Annotated in this window: 25 protein-coding genes; 4 read left to right on the forward strand and 21 right to left on the reverse strand. The window is 25.0% G+C overall.

The genetic code is table 11. From position 1 onward, the window contains the following. The first annotated feature begins 43 nt into the window (after positions 1 to 43). Genes ACEXNK_RS00945 through ACEXNK_RS00955 form a run of 3 tightly spaced genes read left to right on the forward strand, consistent with a single transcriptional unit; the run spans position 44 to position 2,128 of the window. Entirely contained in the window at positions 44 to 829 is a 786-nt protein-coding gene (locus ACEXNK_RS00945; RefSeq protein ID WP_373601147.1) for an amino acid ABC transporter substrate-binding protein, read from the forward strand. Between the two features lie 17 nt (positions 830 to 846). Beyond that, positions 847 to 1,458: an amino acid ABC transporter permease gene (locus ACEXNK_RS00950; protein ID WP_373601148.1), complete on the forward strand. Its 612-nt coding sequence runs from the start codon at positions 847 to 849 to the stop codon at positions 1,456 to 1,458. A 13-nt stretch (positions 1,459 to 1,471) separates the two neighbouring features. Next, positions 1,472 to 2,128, forward strand: coding sequence for an amino acid ABC transporter ATP-binding protein (locus ACEXNK_RS00955; protein WP_373601149.1), 657 nt, complete (start codon positions 1,472 to 1,474; stop codon positions 2,126 to 2,128). Between the two features lie 215 nt (positions 2,129 to 2,343). On the opposite strand, the gene ACEXNK_RS00960 is transcribed toward ACEXNK_RS00955, so the two are convergent. From ACEXNK_RS00960 to ACEXNK_RS00995, 8 genes are all read right to left on the reverse strand, one after another. Then, positions 2,344 to 3,720, reverse strand: a complete 1,377-nt coding sequence (locus ACEXNK_RS00960) for a sensor histidine kinase (RefSeq protein WP_373601524.1) — start codon at positions 3,718 to 3,720, stop codon at positions 2,344 to 2,346. 135 nt (positions 3,721 to 3,855) lie between these two features. After that, on the reverse strand, positions 3,856 to 5,052 hold the full coding sequence (locus ACEXNK_RS00965) for a NupC/NupG family nucleoside CNT transporter (protein WP_373601151.1): 1,197 nt from the start codon (positions 5,050 to 5,052) through the stop codon (positions 3,856 to 3,858). Positions 5,053 to 5,284: 232 nt separating this feature from the next. Next, positions 5,285 to 5,611 carry a hypothetical protein gene (locus ACEXNK_RS00970; protein ID WP_373601152.1) on the reverse strand — a complete coding sequence of 109 codons (327 nt, stop codon included), beginning with the start codon at positions 5,609 to 5,611 and terminating at the stop codon, positions 5,285 to 5,287. A 124-nt stretch (positions 5,612 to 5,735) separates the two neighbouring features. Next, complete coding sequence (locus ACEXNK_RS00975; RefSeq protein WP_373601153.1) at positions 5,736 to 6,443, reverse strand: YczE/YyaS/YitT family protein; 708 nt, start codon at positions 6,441 to 6,443, stop codon at positions 5,736 to 5,738. A 22-nt stretch (positions 6,444 to 6,465) separates the two neighbouring features. Further along, positions 6,466 to 7,206, reverse strand: coding sequence for an elongation factor P 5-aminopentanone reductase (ymfI, locus tag ACEXNK_RS00980; RefSeq protein WP_373601154.1), 741 nt, complete (start codon positions 7,204 to 7,206; stop codon positions 6,466 to 6,468). 109 nt (positions 7,207 to 7,315) lie between these two features. Next, positions 7,316 to 9,019 carry a tetratricopeptide repeat-containing diguanylate cyclase gene (locus ACEXNK_RS00985; RefSeq protein WP_373601525.1) on the reverse strand — a complete coding sequence of 568 codons (1,704 nt, stop codon included), beginning with the start codon at positions 9,017 to 9,019 and terminating at the stop codon, positions 7,316 to 7,318. Between the two features lie 105 nt (positions 9,020 to 9,124). After that, positions 9,125 to 9,841 carry an SDR family NAD(P)-dependent oxidoreductase gene (locus tag ACEXNK_RS00990; protein WP_373601156.1) on the reverse strand — a complete coding sequence of 239 codons (717 nt, stop codon included), beginning with the start codon at positions 9,839 to 9,841 and terminating at the stop codon, positions 9,125 to 9,127. Between the two features lie 42 nt (positions 9,842 to 9,883). Then, on the reverse strand, positions 9,884 to 10,603 hold the full coding sequence (locus ACEXNK_RS00995) for an SDR family oxidoreductase (RefSeq protein WP_373601157.1): 720 nt from the start codon (positions 10,601 to 10,603) through the stop codon (positions 9,884 to 9,886). Positions 10,604 to 10,746: 143 nt separating this feature from the next. Between ACEXNK_RS00995 and ACEXNK_RS01000 the strand changes: the two genes are divergently transcribed. Further along, positions 10,747 to 11,094: a winged helix-turn-helix transcriptional regulator gene (locus ACEXNK_RS01000; protein ID WP_373601158.1), complete on the forward strand. Its 348-nt coding sequence runs from the start codon at positions 10,747 to 10,749 to the stop codon at positions 11,092 to 11,094. 30 nt (positions 11,095 to 11,124) lie between these two features. On the opposite strand, the gene ACEXNK_RS01005 is transcribed toward ACEXNK_RS01000, so the two are convergent. From ACEXNK_RS01005 to ACEXNK_RS01065, 13 genes are all read right to left on the reverse strand, one after another. Then, positions 11,125 to 12,102 (reverse strand): HD domain-containing protein, encoded by a 978-nt coding sequence (locus ACEXNK_RS01005; RefSeq protein WP_373601159.1) that lies wholly within the window; start codon positions 12,100 to 12,102, stop codon positions 11,125 to 11,127. Between the two features lie 85 nt (positions 12,103 to 12,187). Further along, positions 12,188 to 15,781: an AAA family ATPase gene (locus ACEXNK_RS01010; protein WP_373601160.1), complete on the reverse strand. Its 3,594-nt coding sequence runs from the start codon at positions 15,779 to 15,781 to the stop codon at positions 12,188 to 12,190. Positions 15,782 to 15,804: 23 nt separating this feature from the next. After that, positions 15,805 to 16,710 carry an HD domain-containing protein gene (locus ACEXNK_RS01015; RefSeq protein ID WP_373601161.1) on the reverse strand — a complete coding sequence of 302 codons (906 nt, stop codon included), beginning with the start codon at positions 16,708 to 16,710 and terminating at the stop codon, positions 15,805 to 15,807. 39 nt (positions 16,711 to 16,749) lie between these two features. Further along, the gene (locus ACEXNK_RS01020; protein ID WP_373601162.1) at positions 16,750 to 17,463 is read right to left on the reverse strand and encodes a tRNA threonylcarbamoyladenosine dehydratase; all 714 of its coding nucleotides are present in this window, start codon (positions 17,461 to 17,463) and stop codon (positions 16,750 to 16,752) included. Between the two features lie 194 nt (positions 17,464 to 17,657). Continuing rightward, positions 17,658 to 18,560, reverse strand: coding sequence for a DUF4097 family beta strand repeat-containing protein (locus ACEXNK_RS01025; RefSeq protein WP_373601163.1), 903 nt, complete (start codon positions 18,558 to 18,560; stop codon positions 17,658 to 17,660). A 26-nt stretch (positions 18,561 to 18,586) separates the two neighbouring features. Then, the gene (locus tag ACEXNK_RS01030) at positions 18,587 to 19,162 is read right to left on the reverse strand and encodes a DUF1700 domain-containing protein (RefSeq protein WP_373601164.1); all 576 of its coding nucleotides are present in this window, start codon (positions 19,160 to 19,162) and stop codon (positions 18,587 to 18,589) included. Beyond that, complete coding sequence (locus ACEXNK_RS01035) at positions 19,155 to 19,475, reverse strand: PadR family transcriptional regulator (protein ID WP_373601165.1); 321 nt, start codon at positions 19,473 to 19,475, stop codon at positions 19,155 to 19,157. The genes ACEXNK_RS01030 and ACEXNK_RS01035 overlap by 8 nt, the downstream gene beginning before the upstream one ends. Before the next feature lie 189 nt (positions 19,476 to 19,664). Next, positions 19,665 to 20,474: a hypothetical protein gene (locus ACEXNK_RS01040; protein WP_373601166.1), complete on the reverse strand. Its 810-nt coding sequence runs from the start codon at positions 20,472 to 20,474 to the stop codon at positions 19,665 to 19,667. Between the two features lie 12 nt (positions 20,475 to 20,486). Then, positions 20,487 to 21,011 carry a sigma-70 family RNA polymerase sigma factor gene (locus tag ACEXNK_RS01045; protein ID WP_373601167.1) on the reverse strand — a complete coding sequence of 175 codons (525 nt, stop codon included), beginning with the start codon at positions 21,009 to 21,011 and terminating at the stop codon, positions 20,487 to 20,489. A 126-nt stretch (positions 21,012 to 21,137) separates the two neighbouring features. After that, a complete protein-coding gene (locus ACEXNK_RS01050) occupies positions 21,138 to 22,301 on the reverse strand; it encodes an MFS transporter (protein ID WP_373601168.1) in 1,164 nt (387 codons plus the stop codon). A 172-nt stretch (positions 22,302 to 22,473) separates the two neighbouring features. After that, the gene (locus tag ACEXNK_RS01055; protein ID WP_373601169.1) at positions 22,474 to 22,743 is read right to left on the reverse strand and encodes an ArsR/SmtB family transcription factor; all 270 of its coding nucleotides are present in this window, start codon (positions 22,741 to 22,743) and stop codon (positions 22,474 to 22,476) included. Between the two features lie 160 nt (positions 22,744 to 22,903). Beyond that, complete coding sequence (locus tag ACEXNK_RS01060) at positions 22,904 to 23,653, reverse strand: creatininase (protein ID WP_373601170.1); 750 nt, start codon at positions 23,651 to 23,653, stop codon at positions 22,904 to 22,906. A gap of 18 nt (positions 23,654 to 23,671) precedes the next feature. Then, complete coding sequence (locus tag ACEXNK_RS01065) at positions 23,672 to 24,844, reverse strand: PucR family transcriptional regulator (protein ID WP_373601526.1); 1,173 nt, start codon at positions 24,842 to 24,844, stop codon at positions 23,672 to 23,674. Positions 24,845 to 24,912: the final 68 nt, after the last annotated feature.

The raw sequence follows: 24,912 nt of genomic DNA on the forward strand, positions 1-24,912 counted from the left end.
AAATATACTTATACAAATTTAATTTATTATAAGGAGATATTATATGAAAAATATATTTAAAATATTTAGTCTGATATTAATAGTTGTCATTTCTATGTCATTACTTTTTGGCTGTAATGATAAAAAACAAAATACTAAACATGATAGTAACACTATAGTTGTAGGTTATGACAACACATTTGTTCCTATGGGATATTTAGATGGAAATGGTAAACCTTCGGGCTTTGATATAGAACTTACACAAGAAGTATTTTCTAGATTAAATATGAATGTAGAGTTTCAAAATATAGATTGGGCTATGAAAGATACAGAATTGAATTCAGGTAATATAGATCTTTTATGGAATGGATATACCCTTACTGCTGATAGAAAGAAAAAGGTAGATTATTCTGATCCTTATTTAACTAATAGACAAGTTATAGTTACTTTAAAAAACTCAGGTATCCATAACAAATCTGACTTAAAAAATAAAACCGTAGGCACTCAACAAAATAGTTCAGGATTCGATGCTATAGAAAAAGATGCTAAGCTTATTGATAGTTTAAAAAATAAATCTCCTATACTTTATGATAGTTTTGATAATGCATTTAGAGATTTAGAATATGGACGTGTTGATGCAGTTGTAGCTGATGAGGTTTTAGCTAATTACTATATAAAAAATTCTAATAAAACTAATTTTACTATTTTAGATGATAACTTTGGTGAAGAAAGTTTTGTTGTAGGATTTAAAAAAGGTAATACTAAGCTGCGTGATAGCGTCAACGACACATTAAAAGAAGTAACGTCAGATGGAACTTTCAATAAAATTTATAATAAATGGTTTAATTAAATTTAGGAGGATAGATTATGTTACAAGGATTACAAATAGTTTTTTCTGTATTTTTCTTAACACTTATAGTTTCAATACCTTTAGGAGTTATTATTTGTGCATTACAATTATCTAAAAATAAAATTTCAAATTATATCGCAAAGACTTATATACTACTTTTTAGAGGTACACCACTTCTATTGCAACTAATATTTATATTTTATGGTCTACCTCTTATAGGCGTAGTATTTAATAGATTCACAGTTGCAATACTTGCATTTACATTGAACTATAGTGCATACTTTGCAGAAATATTTAGAGGTGGGATAGAGTCTATAGATAAAGGTCAATATGAAGCTTGTTTAGTTCTAGGTCTTGATAAAATATCAATTTATAAAAATATATTCATCCCTCAAGTAATAAAAAGAATATTAGCTCCTATGTCAAACGAAGTCATAACGCTAATAAAAGACACTTCTTTAGTTTATATATTGGGGCTTAATGATATATTAAGAGTGGCTCAAATAGCTTCAAATAGAACTTTAAGTTTACTTCCTTTGATTGAAGTAGGTTTTATATATTTAGGACTAGTATTAATATTAAGTAATATTTTTAAAACATTAGAACGTAAGTATTCATACTATAGATAGGAGTGATGATAATATGTTAGAAATTAAAAATTTAAATAAATCATTTAATAATCAAGAACTTTTAAACGATATATCTTTTTCTTTAAACAAAGGTGAAATAGGTGTATTACTTGGTAAGTCTGGTGCCGGAAAAACAACTCTTCTTAGATGTATATGCGGACTTGAAGAATTTGATAGTGGCCAAATTATATTTAATGATAAAGTTTTTAGAACTTCAAAAGATATATTAAAATTAAAAGGTATTATAGGAATGGTTTTTCAAAATTTCAATTTATTCCCTCACTTATCAGTAATTGAAAATATAACAACTGCACCTATAAAGGTTTTAAACCAAGATATACAAAAAGCTGAACAAATTGCAATTAACCTTTTAAAACTATTTGATTTAGAAGATAAGATAAATGCTTATCCATTTGAATTGTCTGGTGGACAAAAACAGAGAGTTGCAATTGCTAGAGCCTGCGCTCTATCTCCTGATATAATTTGTTTTGATGAACCAACTTCTGCTTTAGATTCAAATAGTATAGAGAACGTAGTTAATATTATAAAAAAATTAAAAGAGCAAAATGTAACAGTTCTTATAGTAACTCACGATATTAAATTTGCAAATATGATTTCTGATAAAACAATCTGTATAAAAGACGGATCTATTGAAAATATAATTTATTAATTTCTTAATATATAAAGGATTTTTTAATAGTTAATCTAATATTAATATTATATTAGGTTTTGGGGGGATTATTTAATGTTATATATTTCATTAATTTTAATGTTATTACTTTGTTTTTATTTTTATGCTGCTGTAAATGAAAATCTAATATTTCAATACGAATTAGATGATGCTAATTACTAATTAAAAAGACTATATTTTAAAATATAGTCTTTTTATACTAAGTATTTTTTTATAATAGGTATTTTTATGTTAAATTCGGTTTCCATATCATCACTGTATACATTTATTGTACATTGGTAACTCTCTAATAATTCTTTTATAGAATACAGACCATATCCTCTATTTTCACCCTTTGATGAATATCCCTTTTCAAATATTTTTTTAGTATTCTCTATTTTTAATCCATTATTACTTATTGATACATAATGATAATCTTCTTCTTTGTACGTGTCAACATGCACATATTTATATTCTTTTGTACTTTTTTTCAATTCATCTATAGCATTATCTATAATATTTAAAAATACAGAGCTAATTTCAGAATCTGAAAGTTCAATATTTTCTAAACTACTATCTATACATGCAGTTAAATCGATATTATACTTCATAGCTCTTACTTTTTTAGTATTTAATATAGCATCTATATAATGATTTCCAGTTATAAAATCTTTAGTTATATTATTATCACAATCTGCCATTCCCAATATATACTTCTTTGCATCTTCTACTTTTCCATTAGACATTTGCATTAATATTATTTGAAGATGATTCATATAATCATGTCTTTGAACTCTCAGTGCATCTACACTGTCTTCCATTTGTTTCATATTTTTCTCCATCAAGTTTATTTCTAGTTCATCTAATGCTTTTCTCTTATCATAATTTATAATTGTGAATAACAGTAAAATTAATATTGTAACTAAAGATATAACAATAAATATATTTAGCATACCTTCAAAATTATATACAATACTATCAGCACTAGTCATAAAAAGGATTAAAATTCCAGCTATAGTCATGATTAATACGCTTATATATAAAATTGTATGTTTTAAATATTTATTTTTTTCTGAAATATTTTTTATATCTACAGTATCTATAAAATATTTATATCTAACTAACTTCATAAAAATAATCATTAATATTAATGATGCATAGCATGACAAAATACGTAATAAATAATTATCCAGTATACTTTGTAAATTTATTCCCAAAATATTTATAAAAAGGATAGTCATAACTTCTGTCATTAATTTTATAACTACAATTGTTGCTGTTGTAATAAAACATTTAATTATGTTAACTTTAGAATATTTCCAAACTATTATAGCCGTTGATATGTATAATAATAAACTATTTATACCTATAGGGAAATAATTTTTCAAAATATATATTGCTACCAAATATGCTAATATCATTCGAATTATATTTTTTTTATTTAAATATTTTAATATTACTCCTATTGAGCAAAATATAACTATAGCTTCAGGTATAGCCATAAAAATCAAATCTTCTATACTTATTTTAATCGTCTCCTCTAATCTATAATTATAAATATTATTATCTATTTGTGTTTTTAATGATAACACATTAACCTATTTTTTTCCATAAAATTACATAAAATTTAAATTTTATACATTTTTTTCATAACATATCGTCTTTTATTTTTATTTATTCCAAAAAAATAAAAGATTTGAGGATAACCTCAAATCTTTCTTGTATTATTAGAATAGTAATACTAATCCTACTATCATAGCTGATAATGTACTAACTAAAAATCCACCTAACATTCCTTTGAATGCTATGTTTGATATTTCCGCTCTTCTCTCTGGACAGAATACAGATATTCCTGATATACATATACCTATACTTGATATATTAGCAAATCCAGCTAAAGATACTGACATAACTAATGCAGTTCTAGGATCAAGAGACTTTATTATTGTTCCTAAATCTCCAAATGCTATGAATTCATTAAGTACCATCTTAGTACCTAGTAATTCCCCTGCAGTTAATATCTGAGATGGGTCTAATCCCATTAATAATGCAAGTGGTGAGAATAAATAAGCTAATATTTGCTGTAATGATAAACCTATTACTCCTAATCCACCATTAACTAATGCAACTAAGCCTGTTATAGCTATTAATGCCGCTCCTATACCAAATGCCATTTGCATTCCGTTAGTAGCTCCTTCAGATATAGCAGACATTATATTTGTATGTCCACCTTTTCTATCCATAACAACATTCTCAACAACTTCTTCCTGTTGAGTTTCAGGTATTAATAACTTTGATACCATTATACTACTTAATGGAACCAACGCTCCTGCTATAAGTAAATATTCCATTGGTATTCCCATTTCAACGTATCCCATTAAAACTGTAGCTGACATACTTCCCATACCAGATATTAAAACTAGCATAAGTTCACTCTTAGTCATTACATGTAAATACTTACTTACAAGTATTGGAGATTCCGTTTGTCCTAAGAACATGTTAGCAACTGCAACAAAACTTTCTACATTACTAGTTCCTAAAACTTTTTGTATTGCACCACCGATTACTTTAACCACAAAGTTTATAACTCCTAAATAGTAAAGTGCTGATACTAATGCAGCTATAAATACGATGTTTCCAAGAACTGATATTGCAAATATAAATCCTTGACTTCCATCCGCTAATGGTCCAAATACGAAAGTTAAACCTTCTTTTCCGTAACTTAAAACATTAGTTACAAAGTCTGACACTGACATTACGATATTTCTTCCTAAAGGGAATTTAACTAGGAAAAAGGCAAGTAAAAACTGTATTAGTAAAGCCTTTCCTATAAGTTTCTTATTAACCGACGCTTTGTCAGAAGATACTAGGTAAAGCACACCTAATAATACTATGATTCCTAAAATATTTAATATTATCGCCATAGTTCGCTCCTTTTTCTTTAGTTTTATGTATTACATATATTATACACTATTTTCGACATTTTTCTACTACTTTTTATTCTTTTTTATAATTTAATTTGTATATATCGTTATAAATAATTATTTATGCTATATATTCTTTACATTTTTAGCATTTTTATTTATTTTTTATGTAAAAATGGGATAATTGTATCCCATTTATTTTATAAAGCTTCTCGCTTTATTATCTTGAACCTCAATGATTTTTCTTATCTATTTTTAATTTATTTGCTATAAATAAATCCATATTAGAAAATGCATTTGCACTTTTATCAGGTTTATATATTATAATATCTCTACATGATATATATTTATGATGATGTATAACATTTACACTTGATATTAACCTAGTTACATTATTATCAATTAAAAATTGAACCATAGTTCCTAAATTCATTTTTGAAGTATCTTTTATAATATAGTCTCTAGTTACTGTATCAAATATAATTATGTTTGGAGCATTATTTATATCATTGCATAATTGATATTGATTTTGATCTTTGACAGGTATGCAAACTTTCAATATAATTCCTCCTTATTTTACTTTCTTCTTAATAATATATGTATTATTTTTCACAAATGTGTTACTTTTTTCTACAAATTACTTTTTTAATTTCCAAATAAAAAAAGAAAGCACATGCTTTCTTTTATTTTTCTAGATATTCTTCAGGTGAAATTTCTTTTGTATATTCTTCTTCTTTAATTTTAAATAATTTATTTTTTATAAGTCTAATGTCCTCTATAACATATCTATGTTTAACTTTTTTAACATCAAACTTACAAATTTCAAATGCATACTGAATAAATATTCCAAATACGAAAGTAGTTATAATAGTTCCTACCCCAATACTACCTCCAAGAACATATCCAAATACTAACGCAAAAGCTTCTATACACATTTTAACAACCTTTATAGGTTTATTCGTCTTTTTTTGAATAGCTATCATTAATCCATCTCTAGGTCCACTACCATATCCAGCACCTATATACAATACACAACCTAATCCTATTATAAACATACCAATAAATAACATCCCAAGTCCACTTATTAGGCTTTTAGATACAGGAATAATGTTGTTTAGCATAAAAAAATCCATAAATATACCAATTAACAACATATTTAATATAGTCCCTATCCCAAAATTCTCACCTAATATTATATCTAATATAATAATTATTATTCCTACAGTTATACTTGCTTGCCCCATGGTTATATTTAAATTTTTAGATAATCCATGATGAAAAGCTTCCCATGGAGATAATCCTAAATTTGAATTTATGGTTAATACAATTCCTATTGCACAAATAAATAATCCTATTATTAATCTAGTTATATTTTTCAAACTATATATCATTTTTATATACCCCTAATTTATTTTATATTATTACAAATCCTCCATTAGGACTTATCACTTGACCTGTTATAAAATCAGACTTATCACTTGCTAAATACAATGCACAATGAGCTATATCTTCTGGAGTTCCCAATCTCATAAGAGGTGTTTCTTCTCTTAACATATCTATAGTTTCTTCACCTATATTGCTTAACATATCAGTTTGTATCACTCCTGGCGCTATACAATTAACTTGTATATTTGACGGTCCCAATTCTTTAGCCAAAGCTTTTGTCATACCTATTATAGCTGCTTTACTCGTTGAGTAGTGAACCTCATAAGATCCTCCTACCATCCCCCATATAGATGATATATTTATTATCTTTCCACCCATTTGAGGAATCATATATTGTAATGCTTTTTTAGTAGTATAAAAAACACTATTTAAATTTGTACTAATAACTTCATCCCACTCTTCATAGCTAATATCTGTAAATAAGTTATTTCTGCTAATACCTGCATTATTAATTAAAACGTCTATTTTTTCAAATTGACCTATACAATAATTTATCATGAAATTCACTTCTTCTTTTTTTGATACATCTGCTTTATATGTATCAACCGAAAAACCTCTACCTTTTAACTGATTATATAGTTCTAAAGCTTCTTGTTCTGAATTATTATAATTTATAAGTACATTATAGCCATTCTCTGCAAACAAAATTGCCATAGCTTTTCCTATTCCCCTCGATGCACCTGTTATTAATACTGTTTTTTTATTCATTTACTTTTTCCTTTCTATAAATATTAATAATCACTATTATATATTAATACTTAGCTTAAGAAAAGAGATATCAAACGATATCTCTCTTATTCATATAAATTTAGTATATTTAAATTACTACTTTATTTTTTCCATTTGTTTTTGCTATATATAAATTTTCATCTGCTTTTTTTAAAGTTTTTTCTTTATGTTCTTCTGAATACGCTACCCCTATACTAATAGTAATATTTATATCTTTATTCCATTCTATATTTTCTATAGCTCTCCTTATTAACTCTGCAATAAGATATACTTCTTCTTTAAATTCATAAGTATTTATTATTACGAATTCTTCCCCTCCATATCTACAAATTTTAGAGTTTTCATTTAGCAAGCTTTTTATTCTATTTGTAATAGACTTTAATACTTCATCTCCAAATTGATGTCCAAATGTGTCATTGGCATTCTTAAAGTTATCTATATCTATCATTAATATAGCAAATGCACGATTACTATCAGCAAATTTTTTATATTCATTGTCAAAGTATACTCTATTATACACACCTGTCAACTTATCATGTAATGCAATATATCTCATTTTATTTAATCTTTTTTTATTTAATCTGTATGTATAAATAATAAATACAGTTCCTACCAATATAATAGCCATTAATATTTTTATAGAATCTCGCTCTTGTTGAACCATATATTTTTCTTCAGCTTGTTCAATTATATAATTTGAATAATCTCTATACCTAATATTTTCTTCATTTTTTATTTCTTTTAACAATTCATTCATATAATTATTTTCCAGCTCATTTTGCTTAGTTTTATCATATAATCTAACTAGCCTTTCTAGAACTTCTTTTTTATATAATTCTTTATTCCCCTTAGTATTTTCTAATACGAGCATTTCTTTATATATTTGTATAGCTTCTTCGTTTTTTTCTAAAAATTCATAATACTTAGCTTTTGAAAAAAGATAATTTTCCTTTATATCTATAATATATTCACTATCATTATTTTTTAATAATTCTTTAGATAGGTCTAAATGTTTCTTTGCAGACTTTGCATCACCTTTATGTATATATATATTGCATTTTATAGTGTTTATCAAAATTCTTAAATCTTTATATTTTTCATTTTGTATAAAATCTTCATTTGCTTCAACTTGTTTTATACATCTTTCACAGTTTTTATAATCCTTCATCATTAAATATATTTCTGCTAAATTAGTATTTGCATACATTTGTATAAATTCATATTCATCTTTGTTATTAAGTTTTACATTTAAAGCTTTCTTTATAACTTTAACCCCCATCTCATATCCATCAATATGAGAAAATAAAATTCCTAAATCTATTAAACTTTTTGCCTCCTCATACTTATAATTCATATCTTTTGCTAATATTAATGTGTTCAATATATATTCAGATGACTTTGCATAATTTTTATCAATTAAATACATAGTTCCTAAATTGCTACATATTTTAAATCTATTATCTTTAGAAATTAATTTACTTTTTTCAATCGAAATTAATACATCCATTACATGATGAGTTCCTTTTGGTATGTTCATAATTTCATTAGACATTCTTATAAGTTCATCATAAAATTTATTATATTTATATTTCGGTACTTCTGTAATAGTTTTTTTATAAATATCTATAGCACGATTATACTCTTGTTTTTTTATATCTATATGTATTGTATTAATTGCATTTTTTATATCAGCTTCAATTGATTTATTAATAGTAGAATTTACAAAAAGTATTATAATACATGTGGTTATAGTCAAAATTATCCATAAGTTATATTTTTTGATAATATTCACCCCCAATTTATTATAATACTTTAATTTATTTTTTTCCATTTATATCCATAAATATTGTTAAATAAAAAACCTATTAATAGTAATGTATTACTATTAATAGGTTTTTTACTCATAAATCATCTTTTTACTCATTCCACCATCAACAATTATATTACATCCATTTATAAAGTCATTTTCTTCCATGGTTAGAAACATACATGTATTAGCTATATCTTTCGGCTTTCCAACCCTTCCTGATGGATGTTTTTTATGATCTACTTCTTTTAATTTTTCATAATCTTCAGTTTCTATCCATCCTGGACTTATTGCATTTACTGTTATAGGCGTATCTGATAATGATATAGCCATAGTATTTGTTAAAGATACAAGCCCTCCTTTAGATGCTCCATAACTTTCCCAACCTGGTTCATTTTGATTAAATCTTGTAGATGCTATATTTATAATTCTTCCATAATTTTGTCCTTTGTTAGCTTTTATAAATTCCTTACAACATATGAAACTACCCCTTAAATTAACACCTATGACTTTATCAAACTCACTTAAAGATATTTCATATATAGATTTATTAAATTTGCTTATAGCTCCATTATTTATTAATACATGGACTGCTCCATACTTTTTTGTAATATCTTTAAATACAGCTTGGATCGCTTTTTCATCACTTAAATCAGCTTTATAAAAGTCTATATTTCCATAATTAGAATTTGGATCTTCTATATCTATTCCAATAACTACTGCATTCTTTTTTGAATATTTAAAAGATATAGCTTTACCTATACCATTACTAGAACCAGTAACTACAACTACTTTATTACTATACATCCTTATAAACCCCTTTCACAAAGTTTACATAATAATATTATATTAATCTTCTTGCTTAGTCTTAGCTATGACTATCTCTCTTATACACACATCTTGTGGCTGATTATATGCAAACTCTACACAACTTGCAATTTTTTCTGGATTAAGCCCTGCCTCTATAGTCTTTTTCCATTCATTGTAATTTTCTTTTATATTTTCATCTGTAGTATGTGATAATAAAGGTGTTTCTACAACTCCTGGAGCTATAGTTATAACTCTTACATTTGATTTTGCAACTTCTTTTCTCATATTTTCTGTTATCGCATGAACTGCAAACTTTGTACCACAGTAAACCGCATGATTATCAAAAGTTTTTCTTCCCGCTATAGAACTTATATTAATAATTGTTCCTTCATTTCTCTTAACCATATCATCAAGTACTATATTAGTTCCTGTAAGTATCCCTTTAATATTAACATCTATCATGTTACTCCATTCTTCATAACTTTGTACATTCGGCTCCCCTAATAACATTATACCTGCACAGTTCACTAAACAATCAACTTTTCCAAATTTATCTTCTGCCTCTTTTATAGCCTCTTTCATTTTATTTAAATCCGTAACATCTACTGACTTACATAATGAATTAGGTAAATTTAGCTCCTCCATTTTATCTAATCGTCTTGATAATAATAATACTGGATGTCCATTATCCGATAACTTTTTAGCTATTTCTTTTCCTATACCTGAGCTTGCTCCTGTTATTGCTACTAATTTTTTCATAATTAATCCTCCAAATCATTTCTTTTTTATTATGGATTAATTATATATTCTCTGATAATATATTATAAGTACGCACATAATTGTTATCTAGTGAACTAAAGGTAACTTTTATGTAGTTTCAATAGGTTCACCGGAGGAATTTTATGAAAAAGACTAAATTAACTTGTGAAATAGAAATAACTTTAAGTGTAATTGGTGGTAAATGGAAACCACTAATACTTTATTATTTAATAGAAGAAGGAACTAAACGCTTTGGAGAAATACGTTCATTTATATGCAATACATCTCATAAAACTTTAACTAATCAGTTAAGAGAGTTAGAAGATGATGGTTTGATATACAGAACTGTCTACCCTGAAGTTCCACCTAAAGTGGAGTATACAATAACAGAAAAAGGTATGAGTTTATACCCTATACTTGAAGCTATGTGCGAATGGGGAGAACAAAATTTATCAGATAAATACGAACTTATAAATCCTCAATGCAAATAAAATAATTTTAAAGGGCTTTTAAGCCCTTTATTATAAAATCTCAATATAAACTCCTTTTTTTATCTTATTCATTGCATTTTCGTTTACTTGTTTTATATCTGCATCTACCTCAGATAAAGCAAGTACTTTATCATTAATATAAATACTTGGATCTATTAATCTTACTTTTCCTTTTATATGTATATCATATTTTTCTTCATTTATTCTTAAATTAACATTACTATTTAATGAATCAATTAATTTTAAAATTCTGTTATCATTTGAATTTTTTAATATATTCATAACTTCTTCATCAGTCTTTAAAATATCTTCCATAGTTAATTCATTATTTTCCATTGCAATCTTAATAGCTTTTGATAGCTTATTATATGAATATCCATTCATTGGCTCCATAAAAAAGTCTACTACTTCTTTATAATATAAATCTAAAAACCATTTCGCTCTATCTACACTTTTAACAACAATTTCACCGTTTACTACATATAACTCATTTGTAAATAAATCAATTTCAGATTTGTTAGTATATCCATATCTATACATATCTCTTAATGTATAATCAATTCTGTCTGCACATAACTTAGGAGCATCCTTTTCTAAGATAGTCCATTTTGTCTCATCGTCTAATATATCTTTATAGTTATATTCATATTTTTTTAATATTTTAGGTATTTGAGAATTCGAAATAACTTCATCGTATATCATTTCATGATAATCTTCATTTTTATTATTTAATGCAAAATCTATTACATGTGAAAATGCTGTATGAGATATATCATGAAGCAATCCTGCAATTTGCTCTTCTAAGCTCCCCCCCAACAGTCTAATCAATAACATAACACCTATAGAATGTTCATATCTTGTTACATTTAGCTTTGGATCAATTAGGTACGTTGCACCTACTTGATGTATACCTTTTAATCTTTGAACTGCATTGCTATTTATAAGCTCAACTAAAACTTCATCAATTTCAAATTCCCCATATATACAATCTTTTATTTTATTCCCCATTGTTTTCCTCCTTATTATGTCATTATTACTATTATATATTAATGAATAAAAAAATGTTAGGAATTTAATCCTAACATTTTAAAATTTAAATACTGCTTATAATTTTATGTTTTAACAATTTAAATTCACTTTCATCTATTATATTTAGGTCTAATAAATTTTTTAAATTCAGTAAATTTTCTACTACATTATTATTTTCTTTTTTAACTTCTATTTCTTGACCATAGTCAATTCCATCTTCTAAATCCATAACAGTTTTTACATTTTTTTCACTACTTATTTTATTTTTATTACAATCTAAACTATCTACTGTATTTTTATATATAAATTCAACTTTGCTTTTTATGATATCAGTTTTTTCTATAGTATTTATATCTTTTGAAGCCACTGAGTCATCATAAATTCTGGCACTTTGAACCCTTATTAAATTATCTAAATAGCTTTTTATCATAAGAGCATTTTTTATGATAATATTTTTATTTCTATATAATTCATTTAAAGTTTCTTTTAATGTATCATAGCTATCGTTATTAATTACAAATCCTTTTCTATTTAGTATATCTAAGGATATATCATATATTTCTTTTTCATTGTAATCATTAAAATCAAGGTATAATGGGAAGCGATAGTTTAATGGTTGATTTTGTAAAACTACTTTCTCCATGCCTTTTTTAGATCCAGATAATACTATTATTATTTTATTTTTATTCTTATCAATAAATTTAATTAACATAGATATCATTTCATTGTAATTATATTCATTAATAAGTAAATCAAACTTGTCTATTAATACTAACTTACCTATAGATTTATTTAATATATCATCTATATCTAATCCACTATTTATATTAGCTACAATTTCATCCTTGTCTATTTCTACAATCCCTTTTGACTTTAATATACCTTTGCTATAATACATTTCAGATAGTATGTTAAGTACTGTTTTTTTACCCGTACCTACATCTCCTGTAAATATTATATTTTTATATTTATTTATGTTGCTTCTCTTTCCTATCTTATCTCTTTTTTCCTGTATTCTAATAAACTTATATTGATTTATTAGAAATTCTTTAGCTTCTTCATTTCCTTTTAAAGATTCTAATTTCTCTTTTAAATCAAATGTACTTTCATATTCTAATACATTTATCTTTTCTATATCTTTAACCGTTATTAAGTTCATTTCATATACACTTATATCTTCTTCAGCAATTCTTATACTCTGATTTCTAATTAGATTTTCAACATAATTTCTAACCATTCTTCCGTTTCCAGATTGAGAATCTGCTTCCTCATAAATTGCTTCAAAACTTTTCTTAAGTGATAAATATGCATTTTTAGATAACTTAAATCCTTTATATTCAATTAGCTTTATAGCCATTTCCAGTAATTCATTCGGATTATAATCTTTAAATACTGTCCAAATAGGAAATCTTGATTTCAATCCAATATTAACATCAAAGAAATCTTCCATTTCATCTTCATATCCAGCAAGTATTACTACAACATCTTTCCCGTAATCTTCTATTAATTTTAACAATGTTTCAATAGCTTCTCTACCAAGTGAGTCATTAGCTAGTGTGTATGCTTCATCTATAAATAATACTCCACCTATTGCTTCTTTAAATTTTTCCTCCGTCTTTCTTGAGGTTTGTCCAGGTATTTCTGATACAAAGCTAGATCTATCAGTCTCAACTAACTGACCAACTTTTAAAAGTCCCATACTATTTAACATTTCTGCTACTAATCTAGCTATACTAGTTTTCCCAGTTCCTGGATTTCCTGCAAACACCATATTAAGATTTTGTTCAATCTTAGTATTAACTCCTGCAGATTTTCTTTTTTCTTGTGCTATAATTAATTTATATTGACTTCTAAGTAAATTTTTAACTTCATTTAGTCCTACTATCTCACTTAATTTTTCTTCTAAGTCGAATTTAGTTTTTGCTTTAAAGTTAAAATTATCTCTTTCTAATAAATCGATTTGTTTTGATTTATTAGTTAAGTATTTCTTAGATGCATCAAGAATTGCATTTTCAACTATATTTCTAACAAACCTAGCATTTCCTAAGTCATTCTTTCCACTTATTTGATTTTTTGCGAATAAATCAATTAAATCATTTTTTACATTTTTAGCTATTCTATATCCTTTTGATTTTGCAATATTCACCGCTATTTCATACATTTGTGTAGGTGTATAATCTTTAAAATTTATAACATTAGGAAATCTTGATTTAAGTCCTGGGTTAAATGTTAAAAATTCTTCCATGTCTTTTTCATAACCTGCAAGTATTACAATCAAATCGTCTCTGTTATCTTCTACACCTTTAAGTAGTGCATCTACTATTTCCTTCCCAACCTTATCATTATCACTTTCACATAATGAATATGCTTCATCTATAAATAGTACTCCTCCTATTGCCGAATTTATAATATCTATAGTTCTTTTAGCTGTATCTGCTGGATTTTCGGTTACAAAATCTGCTTTACTTACTTCTTTATAAATTCCTTTTGATAAAACTCCTAATGCATTTAAATATTCAAATGTAACTCTAGCTGCATTTGTCTTTCCAGTACCTGCATTACCTGCAAATATCATATTTAAAGATATATTAGAAGTTTTAAGACCTAGCCTTTCTCTTATTTTTTGAACTTTATAATTATTTTTCACATTATTTAAAAAGTTCTTTAAATCTTCAATTCCAATTATAGAGTTTAACTTATATTTAGCTTCATCTAGAGTAGGCATAGAATACAAACTTAGGTTAAATTCTTCTTTATCCAATTTGCAATATATATCATTATCTTTAACATAAATTATGATATTTTCTCCTGATTTTATGTTTTCTTCTCTTATAAAATTAGTTAGAGGTTTACATAACTTATATGATACATACTCACTTATCCCAAAATTCGAATCTTTTTTATACGTTTCCTGTAAGAACTTACAAATGCCAAAGTAATCATCACTTTTATCATTTTCATTTATATCTAATATTATTTCTATATGATTTTCATTTTCTTTGTTTCTAATTGTTTTTAATACTTCTTTTTTTACAATCTTATTTCTTTCTAATTTGCTAAGTGGTTTTGTATGTAGTATCTTATCTATATTAGATTTAAATTCCTTATTGAAATGCATATCTACATCAAAATCTTCATCATTGCTAGTATATACTAAAAATTTATTATGACAAACTATCTTATCTATTATATCTTTATCTCCATAACTAGCTTCTACCAAAAATTTATTCTTTATAGTGTATTCATCATTTAAGTTTAAACAAGTATTTGGGTATACATTAGATAATATAGATAATATTTCGCTACTTGCATTTTCTATATTCTTAAACATTACACATGCAGAGTTAGAATTAAGCTTTTCATACAAGTCTGTTAAAAAAGCATTATATCCTAAGTTAAAATTGTATGACCCTAAATTTATTTCATCTACATGTGTGCTTTCAACCATTTTAGTATCTTTAAGATATTCAAAAATACGTCTTATACTAGTTTTTTTAGCAGTTTCTTTTTCTCCTACTAAAATTAAAATTCCTTTTTCATTTTTTTCAAATTTATCCTTAAAATAAGTACATAACTCATTTACAAACTCTTTTTGCCCTATTAGCTCTGTATCTAATTTTTTTTGTATTTCTATAAATTTTTTATTTATATCAGTCATCTTTATCCCCTTTTCTAAAAGTTTTATAAATACAACTTTGTATCTAATTTTCTATCATAATCAGACCATCCTTCGCCTTGTGCATTATCTTTTATCTGAACTATTTTATTCATAGTTGCATCTATACCATCTGCAAAATTAATTATAAAAGATTCTTCCATATTACATTCTCTTGGTGATCCATATTCAAGTTTTCCATGATGTTGAACTATACAAGCTTTTATTCGTCTTATAAAGTCTTCATCAAAATCATAATCAATACTATTTATAGCTCTATCAATAAGTTGAACTCCAATAACTATATGACCTTCCAATTCTCCTTGCAATGTATATTTAAATGGTCCATTAAAATCTAGTTCGTATAATTTTCCTATATCATGCAACTTTGCTCCTAATATAGCTATCTCTTTATGATTGCAATCATATCTATCACAAAGTACTTTAGTTATATACATAACACCTAGTGTATGTTCTGCAAGTCCACCTATATAGTTATGGTGCATTGATACCCCACCTATACCCTTTTTAAACTTATCTATAAATTCTTCATTTTTAAAAAAGTAATCATTTAACACTTTCCCATCTTCTGATTTAATATACTCATTACTTATATTCTCTATATCTTTCATTATTTCATTTATCGATCTTTTTACCGTTGGAAGATAGTCATCTAGTTCATAATTAGTTTCTATTATTTTTACGCTTTTAACTTCGTCCATAGTTGGCTCTTTCTTACTATCTACTTCTATAACTTGTCCTGGTTTTAATTTAAACTTATTCGGTATTCTTGCTTTTATTTGTTCGCTACTATCTGTAAGTATATAAGTTGTCATATTGCTATCTCTATGTATCCTTTTCATAACCATAAGAGTTGTTTTAAATTGTTTATCCATTTCTATATCTTTTAAAAATATTTTTTTATGAGTCATGTTAATATCTCCTTATTTTTAATTTAATAAATTTTATACCTATAAACTTAATAAAATATCTTTAACTACTTCTGATGCCATAATTAAACCACCACTAGATGACATAAAGGATATACTTCCAGGTAAAATTCTATGCCCATTTGATATTTTCTCTTTTAGTTCTATTGGATTTTCTGTAGAGAAAACTACCTTTAAATTGTTTATACCTCTACATCTAAGCTCTTTTCTCATTACTTTAGCAAGTGGACAAGTATGTGTTTTAGATATATCACTTATCTCAATTTTTGTTGGATCTAATTTGTTCCCCATTCCCATAGAACTAATAATAGGTATTTTTCGTTTTTTACACTCTTGGATTAAATGTATTTTAGATGAAACCATATCTATTGCATCAACTACATAGTCAAATTTATTATCTTTAAATATAGTTTTACTAGTATCTTCATTAAATATTTCTTTTATAGCTTTTATATTTAAATCTTTGTTTATATCTATTAACCTTTCGTTTACTACTGTAACTTTATCTTTTCCTAAGTTTGAATTGAGACCTGGAATTTGCCTATTCATATCACATTCTTCAACTTCTGAATAATCTACTATAGTTAAGTTTCCAACTCCAGCTCTAACCAATGCTTCTACACAAAAACTTCCAACACCGCCAACTCCAACAACTAATATATGTGATTTTTTTAATTTATATATTCCTTCTTTTCCAATTATCAGTTCTGTTCTTGTTGTAAATTTTCTCTCCATTTGTTTGCTCCTTATCTATCATCTAATAATTATTATTTGCAAAATATATAGAATATATAAAAATTTCATTCTCAAATAAAAACTCTTGATATATCTAATCTTTATAAGTTATATATAAATATTCATTAAAAGTAAAAAAGTGCCTTAAATTTAAGGCACTTTTTTATATCTATCTTTATTTATATTAAATACTCTTATTTAAAATTTAATTCTATATTTCCTAAACTACAGTCTAACTTTATATTATTTTTACTATTATTATTAACTTCCTTAACTTTATTGTCTCCATCTACTTCTCCATTTCCTAAATCACAATCAACTTTATAATTATATAATTTTTTATTTTCATTTATAGTTAATTCTATATTTCCTAAATTATTTTTTAAATCTATATCTCCATAAATCTTTCCATTTACTTCAATGTTTCCCATATCATTTTCTATATTTAGACTATCTGAAATATCATTTTCATTCATAACAATATTTCCTAAATTACTATATGCCCCAATATTTAATGCGTTTATATTATATAGCTCTATGTTTCCTGCATCAGCCACCACTTCTCCATTTTTAATTTTACAATCTCTTACTAATATATCTCCTAGGTTACTCAATATATCTAAAGAATCTATATCCATGCCTTCAATTTCTATATTTGATGCATCACATTTTATATTTAAATTATTCACTTTATCATTTGTCGGTATATATATTTTTATATTATTTCTATTTTCATTTTTCAATAGTTCTAAATCATGATTCTTCATTTTAGTTCTAGGTTTTTGAGTTACTACAAGTGTTTCTTTATTTACTTTATAATTAATTTTCCCATAAGAATTATCATATTTTAATTCTATTTTATATTTATTTGATGGTATAATTTCAATATTATTAAATTCCGTATCAATATCTATATTTTTAAATTGTTTAAGTTCTTTTGTTTCATTTATTAATTCTATACTTTTTTCTTCTTTATTATTAAGATTTCCTAAATCATTTAAACGTAATCCTCCATTCATAGCATATCCAACCCCTGTAAATATAACTCCGACTATCATAAGTGCTATAGAAACTTTAAATATACTTTTTACTTTCATTTATATCACTCCCAATTATATTTTATTTATTTTCTATTAAGCTTCTCGCTTGAAATTTTCACTATGAACTTAGATAATTTACCTACTATTAAAACAAAAGTTGTAAATATTAAAACACTAAATCCAATTATTAAAAATCCTATTCCTAAAGAGCTCAGTGTCATCCCTAAATCACTAAATGCATAACTAAAGCCATCAACTAAAATTGTAAAACCCGCTGTTATCAATGACATACAAACTACTACAAATACAAATCCTAAAATAAAAGTTACAAATATAGAAACTAATATTGTTATCAATATTGGAAATGCCAATGGGAATGCCAGTGGAGAAACTGCTATGGCCAGTATTATAAACCATATAGACGATATATTGTTTTTTATAGATTTATTTTTTGAATCCACTCCTTTTATAGCATGTTCAGCTAAAATTTGTGATGCTATCTCCGAAGGCTTGGAAAGTTCATATAAAACGTCAGTATCATCTTCTATTTGTGCATCATCAAAATACTCTTCATAATACCTTATAGCATCATCTCTTTCACTTTTAGGTAGGCTTTTTAACTTTCTTTTTAATTCTTTTAAAAACTCATTCTTATTCACCTTTGCATCCTCCTAGTAAAATCTTATCAATACTTTTTTTATAATCTTTCCACATTATTAAATATTCTTTATACTGGGATTTTCCTTTGTCTGTTATTCGATAATATCTTCTATTTCTACCTTGAAATGCTTTATCATATGTAATTAGAAATTCATTTTTTTGAAGTCTTCTTAGTACTGGGTATAGAGTTGATTCCGATATTTCCACAACTTCTTTTACCTGTTGTGTCAGTATATATCCATAAGTATCTTCTTTACTTAATATAGCTAAAACACAGGCATCTAAAATTGCTGATCCTAATTGAAAAGACATATTTTTCCTCCATATATATTATTATATCTTTTTATATATTATATGCCGTATAGTATGTTTTGATACTAATATTATACGATATATAATATTAGTATCCCTTTATTTTTTGTAAATTTAAATTTTATAAATATATTTTTAGAACAAAAAAATGCCTTGTAAAGGCATTTTTTTATTCTATTAAATATTTATTTACATTGATATACACCACTTAATTAAATTTGGTATTCCAATCATTATAAAAATAAGAGCTATTATAATTTCCATTATTAAGACAAACTTATCTTCATTAGTCAATTTTGCCTTTGTTATTGCTTTTATGCCTGTAACTTTTTCTACATTTGATACAAACCTAACCGTACTCTCCTTATACCTATATTTCAAATGATTTAAATATATAGTATTTTTATCATAAGTTTCTATGAATGAAGTATAGCCACTAGTTGTATTTACGCCCCAAGCTAAACCTCTTGACCAGCTTCTATTTTTAACAGCTTTACCTATAGTCTTTATATTTTTTACATCTATAATTTTTTTATTGGTTATTTTAAATCTATCAGATATACAGTAATATATCAATTTATCTTTTGTTAAATAAAGTTTGAAGAAAAATGTTGCATCATAGTTTATATAAGATGTGTTTACCTCTGGCATAGATATAAAACTTGGCACAAATAATTCATCTATTATTTCATCTTTTAATGGTTCCATATCTATTTTTATTGTTTTTAAAATTATATATTTTAATATATTAGCATTTTTTATTCCATGTTCAACTTTATCTCCACTTGTACCTAAACTTTCTTTTAAACTCATTATTTCATTTAAAGATATATCTATATTATATTTATCATTAGCTTCTTTTAATTCTTTTAGTAATACTTTCATTTTCTTCTTAGCTTTTTCTAATTGTTGTTTATCTAGTATATCCTTTGATAAATTATCTTCTGTAAATTCTTCTATTTCAAATTTAAAATCATCACTTTTATAACTATCACTCACTATATTTCCCCCCTAATTATACCTTTTTAATTTATTTTTTATTCTCATTATTCTAAGGCTTATTGCCTTTGGAGTTTTTCCTATATCTTTTGCTATATCACTCACTTTTTTATCATTTTCATATCTATCTATAAATATCTTTTTATCTATATCGTTCAAATTTTTAATACTTATCTTAATATTTTCTATAATTTCTTTTGTTAATATAATATCTTCAACACTTGTGTTTTCTTTTAAATCTTTTTTGATCTCAAAATTGTTTTTTATATATTTTTCTTCTTTTCTCATAATATCTATAGCTGTATATTTAGATAATGTATATATCCAGTTTTTAAATAAGCCTTTATCTTTATTGTAAAATTCAATTCCTTCCCAAATTTTCATTAAAACTATATTTAAGCATTCTTCGCTAAGTTCTTTATTATTTAAAACTTTATTAGAAGCTCTATAAATCAAGTTTCCATATAAATCAATCAATTCACTCAATGCAGCTTCATCTCTATTTATAAGCCCCTCAATTATATCTTTATCATGCATACATGCCCCTCCAAATTATCTTCTCATTAATATAATCGTAAATTTTTTAATAATACTTCAATAAATTTTATTCCTAAAAACAAAAAAGACCTATTTAATAGGTCTTTTTATAATTCAATTAATACCTTAATTATAAATTTTTTTACTCTCTAAATTTTGTTGTTTATTTAAATAAGTAAAAATTCCAAATGCTCCTATTCCTAATACTAAAAAGCAAAACATAAAAGTATATTTCAAATATATATCTGCTAAAAAACCAATTCCTATATTTATAAAAGCTGAAAATATACTTCCAACCATTGAGTAAAAAGATAAAATAGTTGCTCTATTTTTACTTATCGATTTATTTTGTATATCTAATACTATAGGATTTATCATAGATACAAAACCACTTATAAACGCTATAGACACAATGCTTAAAATTATGCTATTTGTTAATATTAAAACTCCTACACATAAAATTATACCTATAGTTAATCCTTTTAGTGTATTTCTTTGACCATACTTCTTACTAAGTATATACGTTTTACTAGATAGCATAGACATTATTTCAGATAATGCAGTTATATATCCCAATAATCTAATATCAAATCCTATACTTTCAAAATGTAACTGCCCTAGCGTTATGCTTATTCCATATCCAATTTCTGAAATAATAGCTGTAGATATTACAAATAAAATTATAAATTTAATTGATTTTATATCTCTAAAACTATCTTTTATTTTTATATTTTCTTTTATATTTTTATATTCTTTTTCTGCCTCTTCTGTAAAACACATGAAAATTATACTCATTCCATATGCAATAGCAGTCATAAAAACTGTTAACTCCATTGATACTTTCAATATAAATATAGATAATATTGATGATATAAAAAAACCTATACTGCCATATGTTCTATATCTCCCAAATACCTTTTCATTATCACTTTCATCACAGTTTTTGTATAAAAATGCTATATCACACCCTGATATACCTGATACTCCAAGTGCTATTAATTCTGTTTGTATAAAAAAATCTATAAAACTATCACAAAATAATAAACTCAATCTTCCTAAGAAAAACAATGTAAATCCAATTATTAGAGTTATTTTATATCCATATTTGTCAGCAAAATATCCCCATAAAACTTCAGTTATTACAGTCGTAAGTAATAGTACAAATTCCAAAAAGAAAAACTCACTTACAGAAAGTCCTCTTTCTATTCTATATATTAAACTTACTGGTGCATAAAATACCAACCCTTGAAGAAATGCTATTATATACATCAGTTTTAAATTTTTGTTCATATTTATCACCCCTGGCATAATTAATTTAATTATTCAGGGGGTTAATCATGCAGCATCAATTTTAATCCCTCCAATTTGATAATTCTTTAATATATATTCAATAATTCATGTGTTATTCCTTTAAATTTATATATAAAAATAACTGCCTTAGTTATTTTTAAGGCAGCTATTTTTACTTTAACATTTCTTCTATTGTTTCTTCATTTAATATACTTTTTAAAGTTTCTTTATTTATATCATAATAATTCCACTTACCATGTGAAGTTTTTATTATAAGATTATTATCTAGTAACAACTTAAGATGATATGATAATTTAGATTGAGATAGATCAAATTCATCTACTAATTTACATACACACGTGCTACCTTTTTTATTTAAAGTCTTAAGTATATCTATTCTCTTTTTATCACCTAGTGCTTTAAATATTTCTTCGTAATTCATATGTTCCTCCAAAAAATTGTAATATATATTTACTATTATACCACTTTATATCTACAAAATTATAATAAATATATATTAAACTAATAGTTATTTATTCTTTTAACATAAAAATCGCTCATAAAATATAACAATAATTTATATTTTATGAGCGATTTTTTATTTATATAAGTTCTTTATTAACTATGTTTATCATATTTTCTAAAGCTTCATTTACTATTAATTCACCTTTTTCTTTAGAACTAGTTCTACCTATTGCAAGTAATCCTGACTTAGGAACTAAATCTTTTGGTATAGGATAAACATGGTATGTTGGAACTTGTTCTATTTTCTCATCTATTAGTCTATCCATATGAACTAAATTTGGAGCAAACTTAAGTATCAATGAAGTCTCTGTTATTGCTGCATGTTCTAATGCCCAACCAGGAAATTCTATTTCATCAAATATCTTATCTATAGTTTTTTGAGTTATTAAATCCCACCAACTCATCATTATTATTTTAGTATCTTTAGGCATTCTTTTACTTACTATATCTATTGCTTCTAATAAAAATGCTTGATTTTCAAAATGTGAATTAACTATAGCTATCTTCTTTACTCCATCTCTTATTAATTCATCTAATATATCCATAACTAAGCTTATTAAGGTATTTCCATTTAAGTCTATTGTCCCTGGAAATAGTGGTCCTCCTCCAGAAGCAGGCTGTGACTTATATCCATAGTTTATAGCTGGCATTACTATACCATTAACTTTCTCTCCTAACAATTTAGCAAATCCTTCTGATATTATAGTATCTGTAAAAAGAGGCAAATGTGGTCCATGTTGCTCTACTGATCCCACAGGTAATATCACTACATCTTTATCTTTTCTTTCATTAAATTCATACCATGTCATTTCTGCCATTAGTGTCATATATATATTCCTCCTATATTATTTATTTTCTAAATATCTTATATAATCATCTATCATAATTGCATTTATAAGTTCATTTTTGCTTAAAGCACTATCTAAGTTTATATCTAAAATATTCTTTATCTTATTTATCCTATATATTAGTGTATTTCTATGTATGAATAGCTTATTTGATGTTTTTATTAAATTACAATCATTGTATAAATATACCTTCAACGTTTTTAGCATATTAGAATTTTTATCTTTATCATATTCTAATAGTTTTCCTATTGCTTCATTTCTATATAATTTTAGTTGATCTATATCTTTTATGTAAAATAATAATTTATAAAATCCAATTTTATCATAATCTATAATTTGATCATCATATTCTTGATATCTATAGTAATCAAGTATATTAATACATTCTTCATAACTAATTTTAATGTCAAATATATTTGAATAGCTTCTGCCTATACTTAATATAGATGCATTACACTCATTTAAATTATTATTTATTTCATTTAATACTTGTTTTATTTTAAATTCTTTATCTAAAATATTATTTATAATACATATGATATTATTTTCAAATATATCTAGTAAAAACTTAATATTAATATTTCTTAGTTTAACTTTTACATAATCTATAATATATTCAATATGATTTTTATCTATATCTTCTATATTAAATACAGCTGCAAAGTATAAATCCTTAGTTTTAAATTTACAACTTTTACATAGCTTATATATTCTTTCTTTATCCAGTGAATATGAAAATAATAATTCTTTCAATAGCTCTTTTTCTTTATTTTCAATAAAACTTCTTTCAATTATATAATTAGATATTTCCTTTGTTGCATCTATAAGCTTTATGTCCCATGCCATATTAAATAGTGGTAAGTTTAAATTATTAGCCAATTCAATACAACTGGTTGGTATTTCCTTTATGTACTCACTATTAGTTAATATAACAACCCCTGATATATCTTTTTCTCCACATTCTAGTAAAAATTTCTTCATAGATCTTTCATCTAAATCCATTCCCATTCCTGTAATAAAGATTAACTCGCCTCCATTTACCCATTTACTAAATTCTATTGTTTCACATATATAAGTCCATGTTACTGTCTTATATATACCATTTTTTCCTGCTATTAATTTAATATATTTAAAAATATTAAGATTAAGTAAATCTTTACAAGTTACCATACCTTATAAGTATCCTTTCATAGTATCTATTATTGTATAATTATACCATATATAGATATCATGAAATT

The organism is Paraclostridium bifermentans (assembly GCF_964259345.1).
In the GTDB taxonomy this organism is placed as follows: Bacteria; Bacillota; Clostridia; order Peptostreptococcales; family Peptostreptococcaceae; genus Paraclostridium; species Paraclostridium bifermentans_B.

Bases quoted from the DNA above. Each gene is read 5' to 3' on its own strand.
- ACEXNK_RS00945 (WP_373601147.1), top strand. From the start codon at position 44: ATGAAAAATATATTTAAAATATTTAGTCTGATATTAATAGTTGTCATT.
- ACEXNK_RS00950 (WP_373601148.1), top strand. From the start codon at position 847: ATGTTACAAGGATTACAAATAGTTTTTTCTGTATTTTTCTTAACACTT.
- ACEXNK_RS00955 (WP_373601149.1), top strand. From the start codon at position 1,472: ATGTTAGAAATTAAAAATTTAAATAAATCATTTAATAATCAAGAACTT.
- ACEXNK_RS00965 (WP_373601151.1), bottom strand. From the start codon at position 5,052: ATGGCGATAATATTAAATATTTTAGGAATCATAGTATTATTAGGTGTG.
- ACEXNK_RS00975 (WP_373601153.1), bottom strand. From the start codon at position 6,443: ATGATATATAGTTTGAAAAATATAACTAGATTAATAATAGGATTATTT.
- ymfI (WP_373601154.1), bottom strand. From the start codon at position 7,206: ATGAATAAAAAAACAGTATTAATAACAGGTGCATCGAGGGGAATAGGA.
- ACEXNK_RS00990 (WP_373601156.1), bottom strand. From the start codon at position 9,841: ATGTATAGTAATAAAGTAGTTGTAGTTACTGGTTCTAGTAATGGTATA.
- ACEXNK_RS00995 (WP_373601157.1), bottom strand. From the start codon at position 10,603: ATGAAAAAATTAGTAGCAATAACAGGAGCAAGCTCAGGTATAGGAAAA.
- ACEXNK_RS01000 (WP_373601158.1), top strand. From the start codon at position 10,747: ATGAAAAAGACTAAATTAACTTGTGAAATAGAAATAACTTTAAGTGTA.
- ACEXNK_RS01005 (WP_373601159.1), bottom strand. From the start codon at position 12,102: ATGGGGAATAAAATAAAAGATTGTATATATGGGGAATTTGAAATTGAT.
- ACEXNK_RS01010 (WP_373601160.1), bottom strand. From the start codon at position 15,781: ATGACTGATATAAATAAAAAATTTATAGAAATACAAAAAAAATTAGAT.
- ACEXNK_RS01015 (WP_373601161.1), bottom strand. From the start codon at position 16,710: ATGACTCATAAAAAAATATTTTTAAAAGATATAGAAATGGATAAACAA.
- ACEXNK_RS01020 (WP_373601162.1), bottom strand. From the start codon at position 17,463: ATGGAGAGAAAATTTACAACAAGAACAGAACTGATAATTGGAAAAGAA.
- ACEXNK_RS01025 (WP_373601163.1), bottom strand. From the start codon at position 18,560: ATGAAAGTAAAAAGTATATTTAAAGTTTCTATAGCACTTATGATAGTC.
- ACEXNK_RS01035 (WP_373601165.1), bottom strand. From the start codon at position 19,475: ATGTCTTTTCAATTAGGATCAGCAATTTTAGATGCCTGTGTTTTAGCT.
- ACEXNK_RS01045 (WP_373601167.1), bottom strand. From the start codon at position 21,011: ATGCATGATAAAGATATAATTGAGGGGCTTATAAATAGAGATGAAGCT.
- ACEXNK_RS01050 (WP_373601168.1), bottom strand. From the start codon at position 22,301: ATGAACAAAAATTTAAAACTGATGTATATAATAGCATTTCTTCAAGGG.
- ACEXNK_RS01055 (WP_373601169.1), bottom strand. From the start codon at position 22,743: ATGAATTACGAAGAAATATTTAAAGCACTAGGTGATAAAAAGAGAATA.
- ACEXNK_RS01060 (WP_373601170.1), bottom strand. From the start codon at position 23,653: ATGACACTAATGGCAGAAATGACATGGTATGAATTTAATGAAAGAAAA.
- ACEXNK_RS01065 (WP_373601526.1), bottom strand. From the start codon at position 24,844: ATGGTAACTTGTAAAGATTTACTTAATCTTAATATTTTTAAATATATT.